The organism is Gillisia mitskevichiae, assembly GCF_003634585.1.
GTDB classification, from domain to species: Bacteria; Bacteroidota; Bacteroidia; order Flavobacteriales; family Flavobacteriaceae; genus Gillisia; species Gillisia mitskevichiae.
Genome location: NZ_RBLG01000002.1, coordinates 442,243 through 458,702 on the forward strand (window position 1 = coordinate 442,243; position 16,460 = coordinate 458,702).

Sequence of the window (16,460 nt, forward strand, 5' to 3'; positions counted from 1 at the left end):
TGCTAACATCAACACACAAAAAAACTTAGAATGATCCTATTCTTCGGAACGCAAACCTCAAAGGTTTATGCTGTGCAAACGCACTCTTCCTTATCTGCTCAAAACATTTCAAAATTAGACTGGATTTTTGGCGACGCTCAACTACTTAACAAATCTGCACTGGCAGATTTTTTTGTTGGTCCCCGAGCCGCAATGGTTTCTCCATGGAGTACCAATGCCGTAGAGATCACCCAAACTATGGGGATCCCTGGAATTATTAGAATTGAAGAGTTTTTAAAAGTAGATTCTCACTTTCATGATTTCGACCCTATGCTTTCTCAAAAATTTGACGGCTTAGACCAAGAGATCTATACAGTGAACACCAAACCACAACCTGTTTTAGAGATTAATGATGTTCAGGCTTTTAATAAACAGGAAGGCCTGGCTCTTAATGAGGAAGAAGTAAACTATTTAAAAAATTTATCTGTTAAACTGGAAAGACCTTTAACAGATTCTGAAGTTTTCGGATTCTCTCAAGTGAATTCAGAACATTGCCGTCATAAAATATTTAATGGAACATTTGTGATTGATGGTAAGGAGAAACCTTTTTCTCTTTTCAAAATGATACGAAAGACTTCGGAAGTAAATCCGAACGATATAGTTTCAGCCTATAAAGATAATGTAGCCTTTGTAAAAGGACCTAGAGTGGAGCAATTCGCACCAAAAACACCAGATAAACCAGATTTTTATCAGAATACAGATTTCGATTCTGTGATCTCTATAAAAGCTGAAACCCATAACTTCCCAACAACTGTAGAACCTTTTAATGGTGCTGCAACAGGAAGTGGGGGAGAAATAAGAGATAGATTGGCCGGTGGTAAAGGATCACTTCCATTAGCTGGAACTGCAGTTTATATGACCTCTTATTCTCGTTTAGATGAAACCAAGGAATGGGAAAAAGCAACAGAAGAACGTAAATGGTTGTATCAAACCCCAATGGATATTCTAATTAAGGCATCCAACGGAGCTTCAGACTTTGGGAATAAATTTGGTCAACCTTTAATTACTGGGTCTGTATTAACTTTTGAACATTCAGAGCATAATCGCTTTTTAGGATATGATAAAGTAATTATGCTTGCCGGTGGAATTGGTTATGGAAAAGCAGACCAAGCCATTAAAGATGTCCCTAATAAAGGCGACAAAATTGTGGTTCTAGGTGGAGACAATTACCGAATTGGAATGGGTGGAGCTGCAGTTTCTTCAGCAGATACCGGAGAGTTTAGCAGTGGGATAGAACTAAATGCTGTACAACGTGCCAATCCAGAAATGCAAAAACGTGCTGCCAATGCCATTAGAGGAATGGTAGAAAGTGAAACAAATCCTATAGTTTCTATCCATGATCACGGTGCAGGTGGACACCTTAATTGTTTGAGTGAATTGGTAGAGGAAACAGGTGGAAATATAGATCTGGATAAATTACCTGTAGGAGATCCTACTCTTTCTGCAAAAGAAATTATTGGGAATGAATCTCAGGAGCGAATGGGTCTAATTATTCCTGAAAAAGATATGGATGTCTTAAAACGTGTTTCTGAACGAGAAAGAGCTCCAATGTATGACGTTGGAGAGGTAACCGAAGATCATAATTTTATTTTTAAAAGTAAGACCACTGGAGAAAAACCTATGGATCTTAAAATGGAAGATATGTTTGGGAGTTCTCCAAAAACGATCATGACAGATAAAACTGTTCTTAGAAATTATGAGGAATTAAGTTATTCTCAAGATAAAATATATAATTATTTAGAGCAGGTGCTTCAGTTAGAGGCTGTGGCTTGTAAAGATTGGTTAACAAATAAAGTAGATAGATGTGTTACCGGGAGAGTTGCAAAACAGCAAACTGCAGGAGCATTGCAATTACCACTTAATAACTGTGGGGTAATGGCGCTAGATTATAAAGGAAAAGAAGGAATTGCTACTTCTATTGGGCACTCCCCTATTTCGGCTTTGATAGATCCTGTGGCAGGTTCCAGAAATTCTATTGCAGAGTCTTTAACAAATCTTATTTGGGCACCTTTAGAAAAAGGCTTAAAATCTGTTTCCTTATCTGCAAACTGGATGTGGCCTTGTAATAATGAAGGTGAAGATGCGAGATTGTATGAAGCTGTTCAAGGAGTTTCAGATTTTGCTATAGAATTAGGCATCAATGTTCCAACAGGAAAGGATTCTCTATCTATGAAGCAAAAATATAACGAAGATGGTAGCGAGGTGATCTCTCCGGGAACAGTTATAATTTCTGCAGCAGGACATTGTAAGGATATCACTAAAGTTGTAGAACCGGTATTACAGCCAGAAGGCCCTATTTATTATGTCAATATTTCTCAAGACACTTTTAAACTTGGTGGAAGTTCTTTTGCTCAGACTCAGAATAAAATAGGTACAGAAGCTCCAACTATTTTAAACTCAGAAAACTTTGTTACCACTTTTAATACGCTTCAAAAATTAATTTCTGAAGAAAAAATTATCGCAGGTCACGATGTGGCTTCTGGTGGGTTAATAACCACTTTATTAGAAATGTGTTTTTCTGAAGTTAACAGAAGTGCTAAATTGGATCTTTCCTCTCTAAATGAGAAAGATTCCGTAAAACTTCTTTTTAATGAGAACTGCGGAATTGTCTTTCAAGCGAAAGATGCTTCAGTTGAAGCTGCTTTAAATGAAAATAATATTGAATTCCATAAAATTGGAGAACCTATTGAAGGAGATATAGTTTCAGTAGTTAATGGAACCGATTCATTTGATTTTGACATTCCTACCTATAGAGATGTTTGGTATAGTACTTCATTTATGCTAGACAAGAAACAAAGCGGGACAGATCATGCAACACGACGTTTTAATAATTATAAGAATCAACCCTTAGAATTTAAATTTCCTGAGAATTTTACAGGGAAACTTCCTGTGATTTCTGAAGGACAACCTAGAATTAAAGCAGCGATCATTCGCGAAAAAGGTTCTAACAGTGAACGAGAAATGGCTCGTGCTATGCATCTTGCAGGATTCGATGTAAAAGATGTGCATATGACAGATCTTATCTCGGGACGTGAGAATTTGGAAGAAATTCAATTTATAGCTGCAGTTGGTGGCTTCTCAAATTCAGATGTATTAGGAAGCGCTAAAGGTTGGGCAGGAGCATTTTTATATAATGAAAAAGCCAAAGCTGCCTTAGATAATTTCTTTAAAAGAGATGATACATTATCGCTAGGAGTATGTAATGGTTGCCAATTATTCATAGAATTAGGACTTATAAATCCAGATCATGAACAAAAACCAAAAATGCTTCATAACAGGTCTCATAAATTTGAATGTAATTTTACTTCCGTAGAAATTCAGGAGAACAATTCTGTTATGCTTTCTAGCTTGGCTGGAAGCAAATTAGGAATATGGTCTGCTCACGGAGAAGGAAAGTTTAGCTTCCCTTATGAGGAAAGTAAATATAGCATAGTTGGAAAATACGGATACGAGGAATATCCAGCAAACCCAAATGGCTCACATTTTAACACCGCTATGTTAACCGATGCTACGGGAAGACATTTAGTAATGATGCCACATTTAGAACGTTCTACTTTTTCTTGGAACTGGGCGTACTACCCAAAAGACCGAAAAGATGAAGTAACTCCTTGGTTAGAAGGATTTGTGAATGCTCATAACTGGTTGAAGAAGAAATAGTAAATTCATTATATTATATATATTTAAGAAGGGAAGATAAAATTTCCCTTCTTTTTTTTTGGTATTCATTTGATATAGCAAGCAATTTTGCTATTTTGCAAGGAATATCTTATCCAATAACATGACCGAAATTAAACGTCTTTTTGATTTTCCTTACTTTCAATTGGAAAATCACCCCTTAGAGAAAGCATTAGTTACTAAATATAATGGCAAATGGGAAGCTCTAAGCACACAGCAATATTTAGATAAAGCAAATGCCGTTAGTAGAGGTTTACTGCGCTTAGGTGTAAAGCCTAATGATAAAATAGCCCTCATTTCCTCTAGCAACAGAACAGAGTGGAATGTGATGGATATTGGTATCCTTCAATTAGGAGCTCAAAACGTGCCTGTTTATCCTACCATCTCTCAAGAAGATTATGAATATGTATTAAATCATAGTGGCGCAACTTATTGTTTCGTTTCAGATCAAGAAGTTCTTGATAAGGTAAATGCAATTAAACATAACACCCAGATAAAGGAAGTATTTAGTTTTGATAAAATAGATACTTGTAAAAACTGGAACGAAATAGTTGAATTAGGTAAAGACGAAAGCAATCAGAAAGAAGTGGACGCATTAAAAGATGCTGTAACAGAAGAAGATCTGGCTACTTTAATTTATACTTCTGGAACTACGGGAAGACCAAAAGGAGTTATGCTTTCTCATAAGAATATTGTAAGTGATGTGTTAAATAGCGCACCTAGAGTACCTTTTGAAACCGGTAAATATGTAGGATTAAGCTTTCTACCTATCTGTCATATTTTTGAAAGAATGATCTCCTATTTATATCAATATTATAGTGTTTCCATTTATTTCGCAGAATCTATAGAAAAGATTAGTGATAATTTAAAAGAAGTACAACCACATGTAATCACGGCAGTACCAAGACTACTTGAGAAAGTATACGATAAGATCATTGCAAAAGGAACCGCATTAGGTGGGATCAAACAAAAATTATTTTATTGGGCCGTAGAATTAGGTTTACAATATGAACCTTATGGTGCAAATGGTTGGTGGTATGAAACACGACTTAGTCTTGCAAGAAAATTAATATTTTCTAAATGGAAAGAAGGTCTTGGAGGAAACATCGAACTAATTGTATCTGGAAGTGCAGCATTACAGCCTAGGTTAACTAGAGTTTTCGCAGCAGCAGAGATCCCGGTAATGGAAGGTTACGGATTAACAGAAACTTCTCCTGTGGTAGCAGTAAACGATGTTCGCAATGGTGGCTTCAAAATTGGTACTGTTGGTAGAGTGATAGATAATGTTGAAGTAATGATCGCTGAAGATGGGGAGATCCTTACAAAGGGACCTAATTTGATGATGGGTTATTTTAATGACAAAGAAAAAACAGATGAGGCAATAGATGCTAATGGCTGGTTTCATACTGGAGATATTGGAGAAATTGATGCTGAGCGTTTCTTAAAGATCACAGATAGAAAGAAAGAGATGTTTAAAACATCTGGAGGGAAATACGTAGCTCCTCAGATAATCGAAAATACTATGAAACAATCTCGTTTTATAGAGCAGATAATGGTTATTGGGGAGGGAGAAAAAATGCCTGCAGCATTAATCCAACCTAACTTTGAATTTATTGAGGAATGGGCACATCGTAAAAATCTAGATATTGGTAATACCAATGAGGATATCGTTAAAAATTCAGATGTGATTGCAAGAATTCAGGAAGAAGTAGATTTTTATAATGAAAAATTTGGTAGTTGGGAGAAGATCAAGAAGTTTGAACTTACTCCAGAAGTATGGAGTATAGAGAATGATCAACTTACCCCTACTATGAAATTAAAAAGAAGAAATATTAAAGAAAGATATATGGATCTTTACAATTCCATCTACGGAAGATAGAATTATCACCTATATCATTAAGTTATTGTTAAACTCTCCTCTTTTGGGGAGTTTTTTTATGTATAAAGAGTAAATTTAGGTTGTTTATTAGATAGTTGAAATATTTCTCCAATTTATTATGCGCGCATAATAAATTTTCTTAACTTTGGGTTCATTCTAAAATAACCATGAAGGAAAAAACTATCGATTATGTATTACGGGCAACCTGGATGGCTGTCTCCAAAATGTATAACGAAGAAGCCGGTAAAGCCGGAAGCACTATGGCTACAGGTTTTGCCCTTTTAAGTATAGATCCCGAAAAAGGAACCCCATCTACCTCACTAGGTCCAAAAATGGGAATGGAAGCTACCAGTTTATCCCGAATATTAAAATCGATGGAAGAAAAAGGATTAATCCTCCGGAAAAAAAATCCAAACGATGGAAGAAGTGTTTTGTTACATCTTACAGATTTTGGTAAAGAAATGAGAGAGTTCTCCAAAGGGGTAGTTTTAAAATTCGACGAGGCGGTAAAGGAAAATGTAAGTGAAGAAGATCTTAAAACCTTTATTCGAGTAGCTAATTCCATAACGGGTCTAATTTCAAATAAGAAGATCTATAATCAAGAGATAAGTTTAAAATAAATATAACAGAAAATAAATTTCAGGCTTTGCCAGAAACAGTTTCTATTTAAAATTTACATATGAAAAGAAGAATTAACAAAGTTGCAATCGTAGGTTCCGGTATTATGGGAAGCGGGATTGCATGTCATTTCGCAAATATTGGCGTAGAAGTATTGCTATTAGATATAGTTCCTCGTGAACTTACAGATAAAGAAAAAAGTAAAGGTTTAACTTTAGAAGATAAAGTAGTTAGAAATAGACTTGTAAACGATTCTTTACAAGCCTCCTTAAAATCTAAGCCCTCCCCTATTTATAGTCAATCTTTTGCAAGTAGAATTCGTACCGGAAATCTAGAAGATGATATTGCAAAAGTTTCAGAAGTAGATTGGATCATAGAAGTTGTTGTTGAAAGACTTGATATTAAGAAGAAGGTTTTTGAACAATTAGATAGTCACCGTAAAAAAGGCACTCTAATATCTTCGAATACTTCAGGTATTCCAATTAAATTAATGAGTGAAGGAAGAAGTGAAGATTTCCAGAAACACTTCTGCGGAACTCACTTTTTTAATCCAGCTCGTTATTTAAGATTGTTCGAGATCATTCCTGGACCAGAAACTTCAAAAGAAGTTCTGGATTTCATGAATGAATATGGAGAGAAATTCCTTGGAAAAAAATCTGTAGTTGCTAAAGATACTGCAGCTTTTATAGGAAACCGAGTTGGTATCTTCAGTATTATGAGTCTCTTCCATATGGTAGATGAGTTAGGAATGACCATAGAAGAAGTAGATAAATTAACCGGTCCGGTTATAGGAAGACCAAAATCTGCCACTTTTAGAACTGTAGATGTAGTTGGATTAGACACCTTGGTACATGTTGCAAACGGACTTCATCAGGGAGTTCCTAGTGATGAAAAACATGATCTTTTTGCCCTACCAAATTTCATCGACTCGATGATGGAGAAAAAATGGTTAGGAAGTAAAAGTGGACAAGGTTTTTACAAGAAAATTAAAAATGAAGATGGTTCAAGTGAAATTCAGTCGTTAGACCTTAAGACACTGGAATATAGGTCTGCTAAAAAAGCAAATTTCGCAACTTTAGAACTTACCAAATCTATAGATAATGTAGTAGATAGGTTTAAAGTATTGGTTGGTGGAAAAGATAAAGCAGGAGAGTTTTATCGTAAAAATCTTTCTGCGCTTTTTGCATATGTTTCTAATAGAATTCCAGAGATCACAGACGAACTTTACAAAATCGATGATGCTATGAAAGCAGGATTCGGTTGGGAACATGGACCATTTCAAATCTGGGATGCAGTTGGAGTTGAAAAAGGAATAGAGATGATGAAGGCAGAAGGTGAAGAACCGGCTGCTTGGGTTACAGAAATGTTGGAATCTGGTAGCAAGAGTTTCTACACCATTAAAGAGGGAAACACTTATTATTATGACATTCCGAAGAAAGAACAAGTAAAAGTGCCAGGACAAGATGCTTTTATTATTCTCGATAATATTAGAGAGTCTAAAGAAGTATTTAAAAATACTGGGGTTGTAGTTGAAGATCTTGGTGATGGAATTTTAAATGTAGAATTTAGAAGTAAAATGAATTCTATTGGAGGCGATGTTCTAGATGGCTTAAATAGAGCTTTAGATATTGCTGAAAAAGATTATCAAGGTTTGGTAGTTGCTAATAATGGAGCAAATTTCTCTGTGGGAGCAAACATCGGGATGATTTTTATGATGGCGGTGGAACAGGAATATGACGAGCTTAATATGGCTATTAAATATTTCCAAGATACTATGATGAGAATGAGATATTCTTCTATTCCAACCGTAGCAGCTCCTCATGCAATGACCTTGGGTGGAGGATGTGAGCTTTCTCTGCATGCAGATAAAGTAGTTGCTGCAGCAGAAACTTATATTGGATTAGTGGAATTTGGTGTTGGAGTACTACCTGGTGGTGGTGGTTCTAAGGAAATGACCTTAAGAGCTTCTGATACTTTTCATAAAGATGATGTAGAGTTGAATAGATTAAGAGAGCATTTCTTAACTATCGCAATGGCTAAAGTATCTACTTCTGCATATGAAGCATTTGATACTAATATCCTTCAGAAAGGTAAAGATATAGTAGTAGTAAATCCAGACAGACAATTAGCAATTGCTAAGAAACATGCATTGTTAATGGCAGATAATGGATATACCCAACCAATACAAAGAACAGATATTAAAGTTCTAGGGAAACAAGCTTTGGGAACTTTCTACGTAGGTACAGACCAAATGTACGCTGGAAAATATATAAGTGAGCATGATAAGAAGATCGCTAATAAATTGGCCTATGTAATGGCTGGAGGGGATCTTTCTGCTGCCAACTATGTAAGCGAGCAATACTTATTAGATCTGGAACGTGAGGCATTCCTTTCACTTACGGGAGAGAGAAAGACTTTAGAGCGTTTAGAACATATGATCAAAAAAGGAAAGCCGCTTAGAAATTAGAATTGAGTAATGAGAAGTGAGTAGTGAGTAGCGAGTAATTTTAAAGAAAATGCACAAAATTGAAGAATTGAAAATCTGGAGAAAATCAATGGAGTTGACAAAAACAGTTTATAAGATTTGTGCTGAATTACCATCCGATGAACGATTCGGACTTATATCTCAGATAAAAAGATGTGCAGTTTCAATACCTTCAAATATTGCTGAAGGTGCCGGAAGAAATTCCAAAAAAGAATTTGCACACTTTCTATCTATTGCTAATGGTTCCTCCTATGAATTGCAAACTCAGTTGATGCTTTCTATGGAACTTGAATTAATTTCAGAAGAAAAAATAAAACCTATACTTGAAAATATTATTGAGATACAAAAAATGAATTACGGATTTCAAAAATCTTTATAAGATCTCAATACTAAGTACTAAAATCTAAAATCTAATAAAATGAGAACAGCATATATAGTAAAAGCATACAGAACAGCAGTAGGAAAAGCACCTCGTGGAGTATTCAGTTTTAAAAGACCAGATGAGCTAGCTGCTGAGACCATCAAGTATATGATGGAAAAACTTCCGAATTTTGATAAAGAAAGGATAGAAGATGTTATTGTTGGAAATGCAATGCCCGAAGCAGAACAAGGTTTAAATGTTGGGAGATTGATCTCATTAATGGGATTAGATACTGTAAAAGTTCCCGGAGTAACTGTAAATAGATACTGTGCATCTGGATTAGAAACTATCGCAATGGCATCTGCAAAGATCCAAGCAGGAATGGCAGATTGTATTATTGCGGGTGGAGCAGAAAGTATGAGTTACATCCCAATGGGTGGATATAAGCCAGTACCAGATTATAAGTTAGCCGCAGCAGGTCACGAAGACTATTACTGGGGAATGGGTCTTACTGCAGAGGCAGTTGCAAACGAGTATAAAGTTAGTAGAGAAGATCAAGACGAATTTGCTTTTAACTCACATCAAAAATCTTTGAAGGCTTTAAGTGAAGATAGATTTCAGGATCAAATAGTACCTATTACTGTAGATGAAACTTATGTGGATGGAAATGGTAAAAAACAAACTAGGTCTTTTACTGTAAATAAAGATGAAGGCCCAAGAGCAGATACTTCAAAGGAAATCTTGGCAAAATTGAGACCTGTATTTGCAGATGGTGGTAGTGTAACAGCCGGGAATTCTTCGCAGATGAGTGATGGTGCAGCCTTTGCATTGATCATGAGTGAAGAAATGGTGAAGGAATTCAACCTTGAACCTATTGCAAGATTAGTAAGCTATACCGCTGTAGGAATTGAACCTAGAATTATGGGTGTTGCCCCAATCACTGCAATCCCCAAGGCATTAAAGCAAGCTGGACTTCAGCAAAAAGATCTCGAACTTATAGAACTTAATGAAGCTTTTGCTTCACAATCGTTAGCTGTAGTAAGAACTTTAGATTTAGATCCAGATAGAGTGAATGTTAATGGAGGAGCTATTTCTATGGGACATCCACTAGGCTGCACCGGTGCAAAACTATCTGTTCAATTATTCGATGAGATGCGTAAACGTGATCTAAAGAATAAATATGGAATGGTAACTATGTGTGTAGGTACAGGACAAGGAGCAGCAGGAGTTTACGAATTCCTTAGTTAGACATGAGTATTGAGATTTAAGTAATTAGATCTCAGGTAGAACAGCAAATAAAATAATCTATAAAGTGAGATTCTCAATACAAAAATCTCACGCCTAAATACTAAATAAAAATGAGCACAGAGACAACTAATAAAGAATTACTTCGTGGAGGTCAGTTCTTGGTAAAAGAAACATTAAGTGAAGATGTTTTTACGCCAGAAGACTTTACCGAGGAGCAGAAAATGATGAAGGATTCGGTTAAGGAATTTGTAGATCGTGAGATCTGGCCGAATAAGGAAGAATTCGAGAAAAAGAATTATGCACTTACAGAAGAAATCATGCGTAAAGCTGGAGAACTTGGTTTTCTAGGTATTTCTGTTCCTGAAGAGTATGATGGTCTAGGTATGGGCTTTGTATCTACCATGTTGGTGTGTGATTATATTAGTGGTGCTACAGGCTCTATAGCTACAGCTTTTGGTGCACATACAGGAATTGGAACTATGCCAATAACCTTATATGGTACAGAAGAGCAAAAGAAAAAATACGTACCAAAGCTGGCAACTGGAGAATGGTTTGGAGCTTATTGCTTAACAGAACCTGGGGCAGGAAGTGATGCAAATTCTGGTAAAACTAAAGCAGTTATCTCTGATGATGGAAAAAGCTACAGTATTAGCGGACAAAAAATGTGGATCTCTAACGCTGGATTTGCAAAGGTGTTTATTGTATTTGCTAGAATAGAAGATGATAAAAATATTACTGGATTTATCGTAGAAAATGAGGAAGGCAATGGAATCACTTTTGGGGAAGAAGAAAAGAAATTGGGTATTCACTCCTCCTCTACTCGTCAGGTTTTCTTTAATGAAACCAAAGTTCCGGTAGAAAATATGCTTGCAGGACGAGGAGACGGATTTAAAATTGCCATGAATGCATTAAATGTTGGACGTATTAAATTAGCTGCTGCATGTTTAGATGCTCAAAGAAGAGTAACAGATCAAGCAGTAAAATATGCTAATGATAGAGTTCAGTTTAATACTCCTATCGCACAATTTGGAGCTATAAAATATAAGTTGGCAGAAATGGCAACTTCAGCATATGTTGGAGAATCTGCTTCATATAGAGCAGCTAAAAATATTGAAGACAGAATTAATAAAAGATTAGAAGAAGGAAATTCACATGCTGAAGCAGAACTGAAAGGTGTAGAAGAGTATGCTATTGAATGTTCTATCCTAAAAGTTGCATGTTCAGAAGATATTCAAAATTGCAGTGACGAAGGCATCCAGGTATTTGGTGGAATGGGCTTCTCTGCAGATACTCCAATGGAGTCTGCTTGGAGAGATGCACGTATTTCTAGAATCTATGAGGGTACCAACGAAATAAACAGAATGTTGGCAGTTGGAATGCTTGTTAAGAAAGCGATGAAAGGTCATGTAGATCTTTTAGGGCCAGCAACGAAAGTTGGGGAAGAACTTACCGGAATTCCATCTTTTGAAAAACCAGATTTCTCAGTGTTATTTGCTGAAGAAAAAGATCTTTTAAAGAGATTGAAAAAAGTATTTTTAATGGTTGCTGGTAGTGCTGTTCAAAAATTCGGACCTAAACTAGAGGAGCACCAACAATTGCTACTGGCTTCCGCAGATATTTTAATAGAGATCTACATGGCGGAATCTGCTATATTAAGAACAGAGAAAAATGTGAATAGATACGGAGAAGACAAGCAAAAAGAACAAATTGCAATGTCTAAATTGTATTTATATCATGCCGTAGATATTATAAATCAAAAAGCTAAGGAAGGGATTGTATCTTTTGCTGAAGGAGATGAGCAACGAATGATGTTAATGGGACTTAAACGTTTCACTAAATACGACAATCACCCTAACGTTGTTGCATTAAGAAATACAATTGCAGATAAATTAACTTCAGAGAACACCTATTGTTTTTAATTAGTTTGTAACTGATTTCTATTTCAAGAAAAGAAAGCCAATTCTATTTTAGAATTGGCTTTTTTCATTGATTAGTTTTTTTAGACTAAATACTCAATAATAATTTTCGAGGCTATTACCATAATAAAAAATTTTCCAGTATTCAGCTAGATCATCAGTAGAAGCTTTTAAAGAACTTTTACCGGAGTATACGCGTCTATTTCATTTTAAAATATTTAAAGCTGCTAAACCACGCGGAAACAATTAGAATAGATATAACCCTATCTATTACCTCAGTTAAACACAAAATCGAAAATATAAACTAGTATTGTATAGCTTTCAATTGTAACATTTGTACCAAAACTTGTTAGATCGAAATCTGTATTTCCATGTTTATTAAGAAAATTATATTCTGTCCGCAGTTAGTATAATATGTAGGTAAATCCAAATTATTTCAGTCTTATATGGACATTTATTTAGTCCTATTACCGCTATTGAAATTTCTTACGAGCGTATAGATGGAAGAACTAGTATTTCTTTAGAACGATCGAGATCTATTCCATCATCTTCCTCACTATAGATAAAAGTAGCAAGCTATTTTTGTGTATAATTAACTAGACGATTTCAAATAATGCGATTTTTCAGCAACTTCGAGAGAGGTTAAACTTCATTAAACTAGCTCCGCAAGTCTTCTTTTAATTAAAATGACAATTAATTTATGATGCTTTGAAACCGTTAATCTCAAATTTATTAGAATAAAAAATATAAATATTGAGAATAAAAACTTCCAAATTTTTAGATAGTAAATATCATATACACTAACATCAATTCTAGCGTTAATTTTAAGGGAATATTTAAATTTATAGGATGTATATTTTATGTAATTTATAATATATTATACAAAATATTGAATATTGTTAAAAATCTATAATAATTAATGAATCCTTTATACATAAGGCTTTTCCAAATCTATACAATCGCAATAATTCAGTCTTTTGACTAATTAATATTAAAAACGTTAATAAAAAAGTTATCAAATTGTTAGTATAACTTTAAGTTATTTATATATTGTGCTTTTCTAACAACCCTAAAAACTTATTAAATGAAAAAACTAATTATGGGAATGGCTGCTTTAGCCTTAATTTTTACTTCTTGTGAAAATGACCAACCAGAAACCAGTAATGAATTAGCCCAAGAAAGTATAGACATGAGCGATTTTGTTGCGTACACAGATTTTCATGATGAAGATGGAAAAGGTGCAAATGCAGAAAAAGCATGCTACACCATGAAAAATCTTAATCGCTTATTAGAGGAAGATGATAAGCTTTACAAAAAAATGTATAACATAGAGAAAAATTCCAGATCGATATTAGCAAAACAAGCAAATGCCGCTAAAGGAAAGCCTGGTTCAGGTGGTGGTGGAACTACTCCTCCTCCAACAGATAATTTAGGGGTGATCTCGATTCCCGTGGTTGTTACTGTAGTATATAGTAACTCTCAAGAGAATATTTCTCAAGCACAAATTGATTCTCAGATCGCTGTTATGAATGCAGATTTCAGAAAAAATAATTCTGATGCATCCAACACTCCTTCAGAATTTGCTTCTCTAGTTGCAGATACTGAAGTTCAATTTACTCTTGCGGGAGTTCGTCGTTTCAGCAGTTCTACTACTCAATGGGGTACAAACGATGCTGTTAAAGGCCAATATCCTCCTGTTTCACCAGCTACTACTTTAAACATCTGGGTTTGTAATATTGGTGGGGGTATTTTAGGATATGCGCAATTTCCAGGAGGTCCAGCTGCGACGGATGGAGTTGTTGTAGGACCAAATTATTTTGGTAATACAGGATATGTATCTGCTCCATTTAATAAGGGGAGAACTGTAACTCATGAAGTTGGACACTATTTAAACTTACGCCACATTTGGGGTGATGGAAGATGTAATCAAGATGATTATGTAGCAGATACTCCATCTTCTGATGGTCCTAACTATGGATGCCCTTCTTACCCAACAACAAACTGTCGTAGTACAGACATGACAATGAATTACATGGACTATACAAATGATTCCTGTATGTATATGTTTTCTGAAGGTCAAAAATCTCGTTTAAGAACTGTTTTTGCAAGTTCTGGACCAAGAGCTGCAATGGCTCCTTAATTCGGACTTTAAATATTTACAAAGCCACCCTTTTAGGGTGGCTTTTTTTTTATTTACTTTTATTGTTTACTTTAATAAAGACCAATTGAAAATCCTTATGTATATACCAACACTTAGAATTTGGTTTCTGGCTGGACTCATGTTGATTGTTCAAAATACTTTTGCAATTCAAAGTCAAAAGGATAGTTCTAGAACAGAAAATCAAAACTCACCCAAGAAATCCTTGGTTTTAAAAGACACTGTTGGCTTTGATGATAATCCGATAATGGAATATTCAGAAAATTACTACATTGTTAATCAACTAAATAAAGCCATTGGCTTACCACCTAATAAATATAATTTCACCACCCCACAAGCTACGTTAGAACACTTTATAGTTAATTCACGGAATAAAAGATTTCAGGAAGCTTCTCACGCTTTAAATTTTAATCTATTATCAGATTATATTACCAAAGAGGATGCGGCAACGATTGCTGAAAAATTATATTTTATAATGAATCAGCGAGTAGGAATTGCATGGGACGATATACCCGATAGACCAGATGGTCAAGTAGATATCACAACTCCTACTAATAAAGTTGTTGCTGGAAAGCCAAGAAGAAGTATCAGTTTTGGTAAAATAGACCTCGAAGGCCGGGATATAGTTTTTCGCTTACAACGTTTAAAATTTAAAGATAGAGGTCCAATATGGTTAATTTCATCACAAACCGTAGAAAATATCGAACCACTTTATAAGGTTTATGGACCTCGACGACTGGATGAAATTATGCCAGGTTCTGTAAGTTTTGAGTTATTTGGTGTTCCTTTTTGGAAATACTTAGGAACTATATTTTTAATGCTTCTATCCTATTTAATAGCCAGATTATTTGCCATAATAATAAGAAAGATATTTTCTAATTCCGATATTTACTGGTTGAAAGATATATCTAATAAATTATCTTCACCTGCTGGATCTGCTCTAGGAATTTTACTTTTCTACATCCTACTAAACAAATTAATTTCATTCTCCGGCCCTTTAGCTCAAGGTATTTATGCTGTCCTATTACTTTCTGTAATTATTATTTTTACTTGGTTAGTAATGAGAATTATAGATTATTTCATGGATTTTTTCACCAAAAGCAAAATTGGTGACATTACAGCTGAAGAAAATCATGAAGCTAGAAGAATGCTAACCTATGTTTCTGTAGGTAGGAGAATATTTATTTTTGTAATATTTATCATTGCAGTATCTATTATGATTTCACAATTTCCCACTTTAGAGAAGTTCGGGATTTCATTAATGGCATCTGCTGGTTTGGCAACTTTAATAGTCGGTATTGCAGCACAAAGTACTCTGGGAAATATTATTGCAGGAATTCAAATAGCAATCACTAAACCTGTAAGAATTGGAGATTCACTATTTATTAAAGATGATTATGGGGTAGTAGAGGATATTCGATTTACCTATATGGTAGTGAGAACATGGAATTTACATAGAAAAGTTATTCCCTTAACCGATGTGATTTCTGAAAGCTTTAAAAACCTATCCATGACCGATGCCCAAACCTTGGGAGAGATTGAACTTTTTGCTGATTTTAGAATTGATGTTGGAAAGGTGAGATCAAAATTTTCAGAACTCTTAAAACAGTCCGATGAGTGGGATGGTGTCTATGAACCTCTGGTTGAAGTTACCGAAATAAATGAAAGAACAATTAAAATGAGATGTCTATGCAGTGCAAAGGATTTCCCCACCACTTGGAGTCTTCGCTGTAGATTAAGGGAAGAGTTAATACAATATATAGGAGAGCTTGAGGATGGACACTATCTATCTAAACAGCGTGTAAACCTCGAAAAAAACAGTTAAGTAGCAATCTAAAAGCGACTAAAATTAACGACAAGATAACAGACGAAATTGTTCCTTTTCTTGGGATAAACAAGATATGTTAGTAATGCGATCTAATGTTTCACTAAATAGAATATTCATCCAACTTAAATATATAGTTAAAGTGCAAATTATCTGCACCAAAAGCGACAATTGCTAATAATATTCGATTTTAATTAAGAAAATCAAAAAGCCATCCAAATTGGATGGCTTTTTTTTTATAATTATGTTTAAGAGA

General features: G+C 34.9%; 9 protein-coding genes. All 9 read left to right on the plus strand.

Translation table 11 applies throughout. The features are described 5' to 3' along the window. Positions 1–30: 30 nt before the first annotated feature. The gene (gene purL / locus BC962_RS07745) at positions 31–3,696 is read left to right on the plus strand and encodes a phosphoribosylformylglycinamidine synthase (protein ID WP_121345425.1); all 3,666 of its coding nucleotides are present in this window, start codon (positions 31–33) and stop codon (positions 3,694–3,696) included. A 121-nt stretch (positions 3,697–3,817) separates the two neighbouring features. After that, positions 3,818–5,593, plus strand: a complete 1,776-nt coding sequence (locus BC962_RS07750) for an AMP-dependent synthetase/ligase (protein ID WP_121345426.1) — start codon at positions 3,818–3,820, stop codon at positions 5,591–5,593. Between the two features lie 167 nt (positions 5,594–5,760). Further along, positions 5,761–6,213 (plus strand): MarR family winged helix-turn-helix transcriptional regulator, encoded by a 453-nt coding sequence (locus BC962_RS07755; protein WP_121345427.1) that lies wholly within the window; start codon positions 5,761–5,763, stop codon positions 6,211–6,213. Between the two features lie 59 nt (positions 6,214–6,272). Then, complete coding sequence (locus BC962_RS07760; protein WP_121345428.1) at positions 6,273–8,678, plus strand: 3-hydroxyacyl-CoA dehydrogenase/enoyl-CoA hydratase family protein; 2,406 nt, start codon at positions 6,273–6,275, stop codon at positions 8,676–8,678. Positions 8,679–8,727: 49 nt separating this feature from the next. Continuing rightward, positions 8,728–9,075 carry a four helix bundle protein gene (locus BC962_RS07765; RefSeq protein WP_121345429.1) on the plus strand — a complete coding sequence of 116 codons (348 nt, stop codon included), beginning with the start codon at positions 8,728–8,730 and terminating at the stop codon, positions 9,073–9,075. 39 nt (positions 9,076–9,114) lie between these two features. Further along, positions 9,115–10,305: an acetyl-CoA C-acyltransferase gene (locus tag BC962_RS07770; RefSeq protein ID WP_121345430.1), complete on the plus strand. Its 1,191-nt coding sequence runs from the start codon at positions 9,115–9,117 to the stop codon at positions 10,303–10,305. Positions 10,306–10,415: 110 nt separating this feature from the next. Next, a complete protein-coding gene (locus tag BC962_RS07775) occupies positions 10,416–12,224 on the plus strand; it encodes an acyl-CoA dehydrogenase family protein (RefSeq protein WP_121345431.1) in 1,809 nt (602 codons plus the stop codon). 1,081 nt (positions 12,225–13,305) lie between these two features. Further along, positions 13,306–14,361 (plus strand): zinc metalloprotease, encoded by a 1,056-nt coding sequence (locus BC962_RS07780; RefSeq protein WP_121345432.1) that lies wholly within the window; start codon positions 13,306–13,308, stop codon positions 14,359–14,361. A 97-nt stretch (positions 14,362–14,458) separates the two neighbouring features. Beyond that, positions 14,459–16,204 (plus strand): mechanosensitive ion channel family protein, encoded by a 1,746-nt coding sequence (locus BC962_RS07785; RefSeq protein ID WP_147405636.1) that lies wholly within the window; start codon positions 14,459–14,461, stop codon positions 16,202–16,204. Positions 16,205–16,460: the final 256 nt, after the last annotated feature.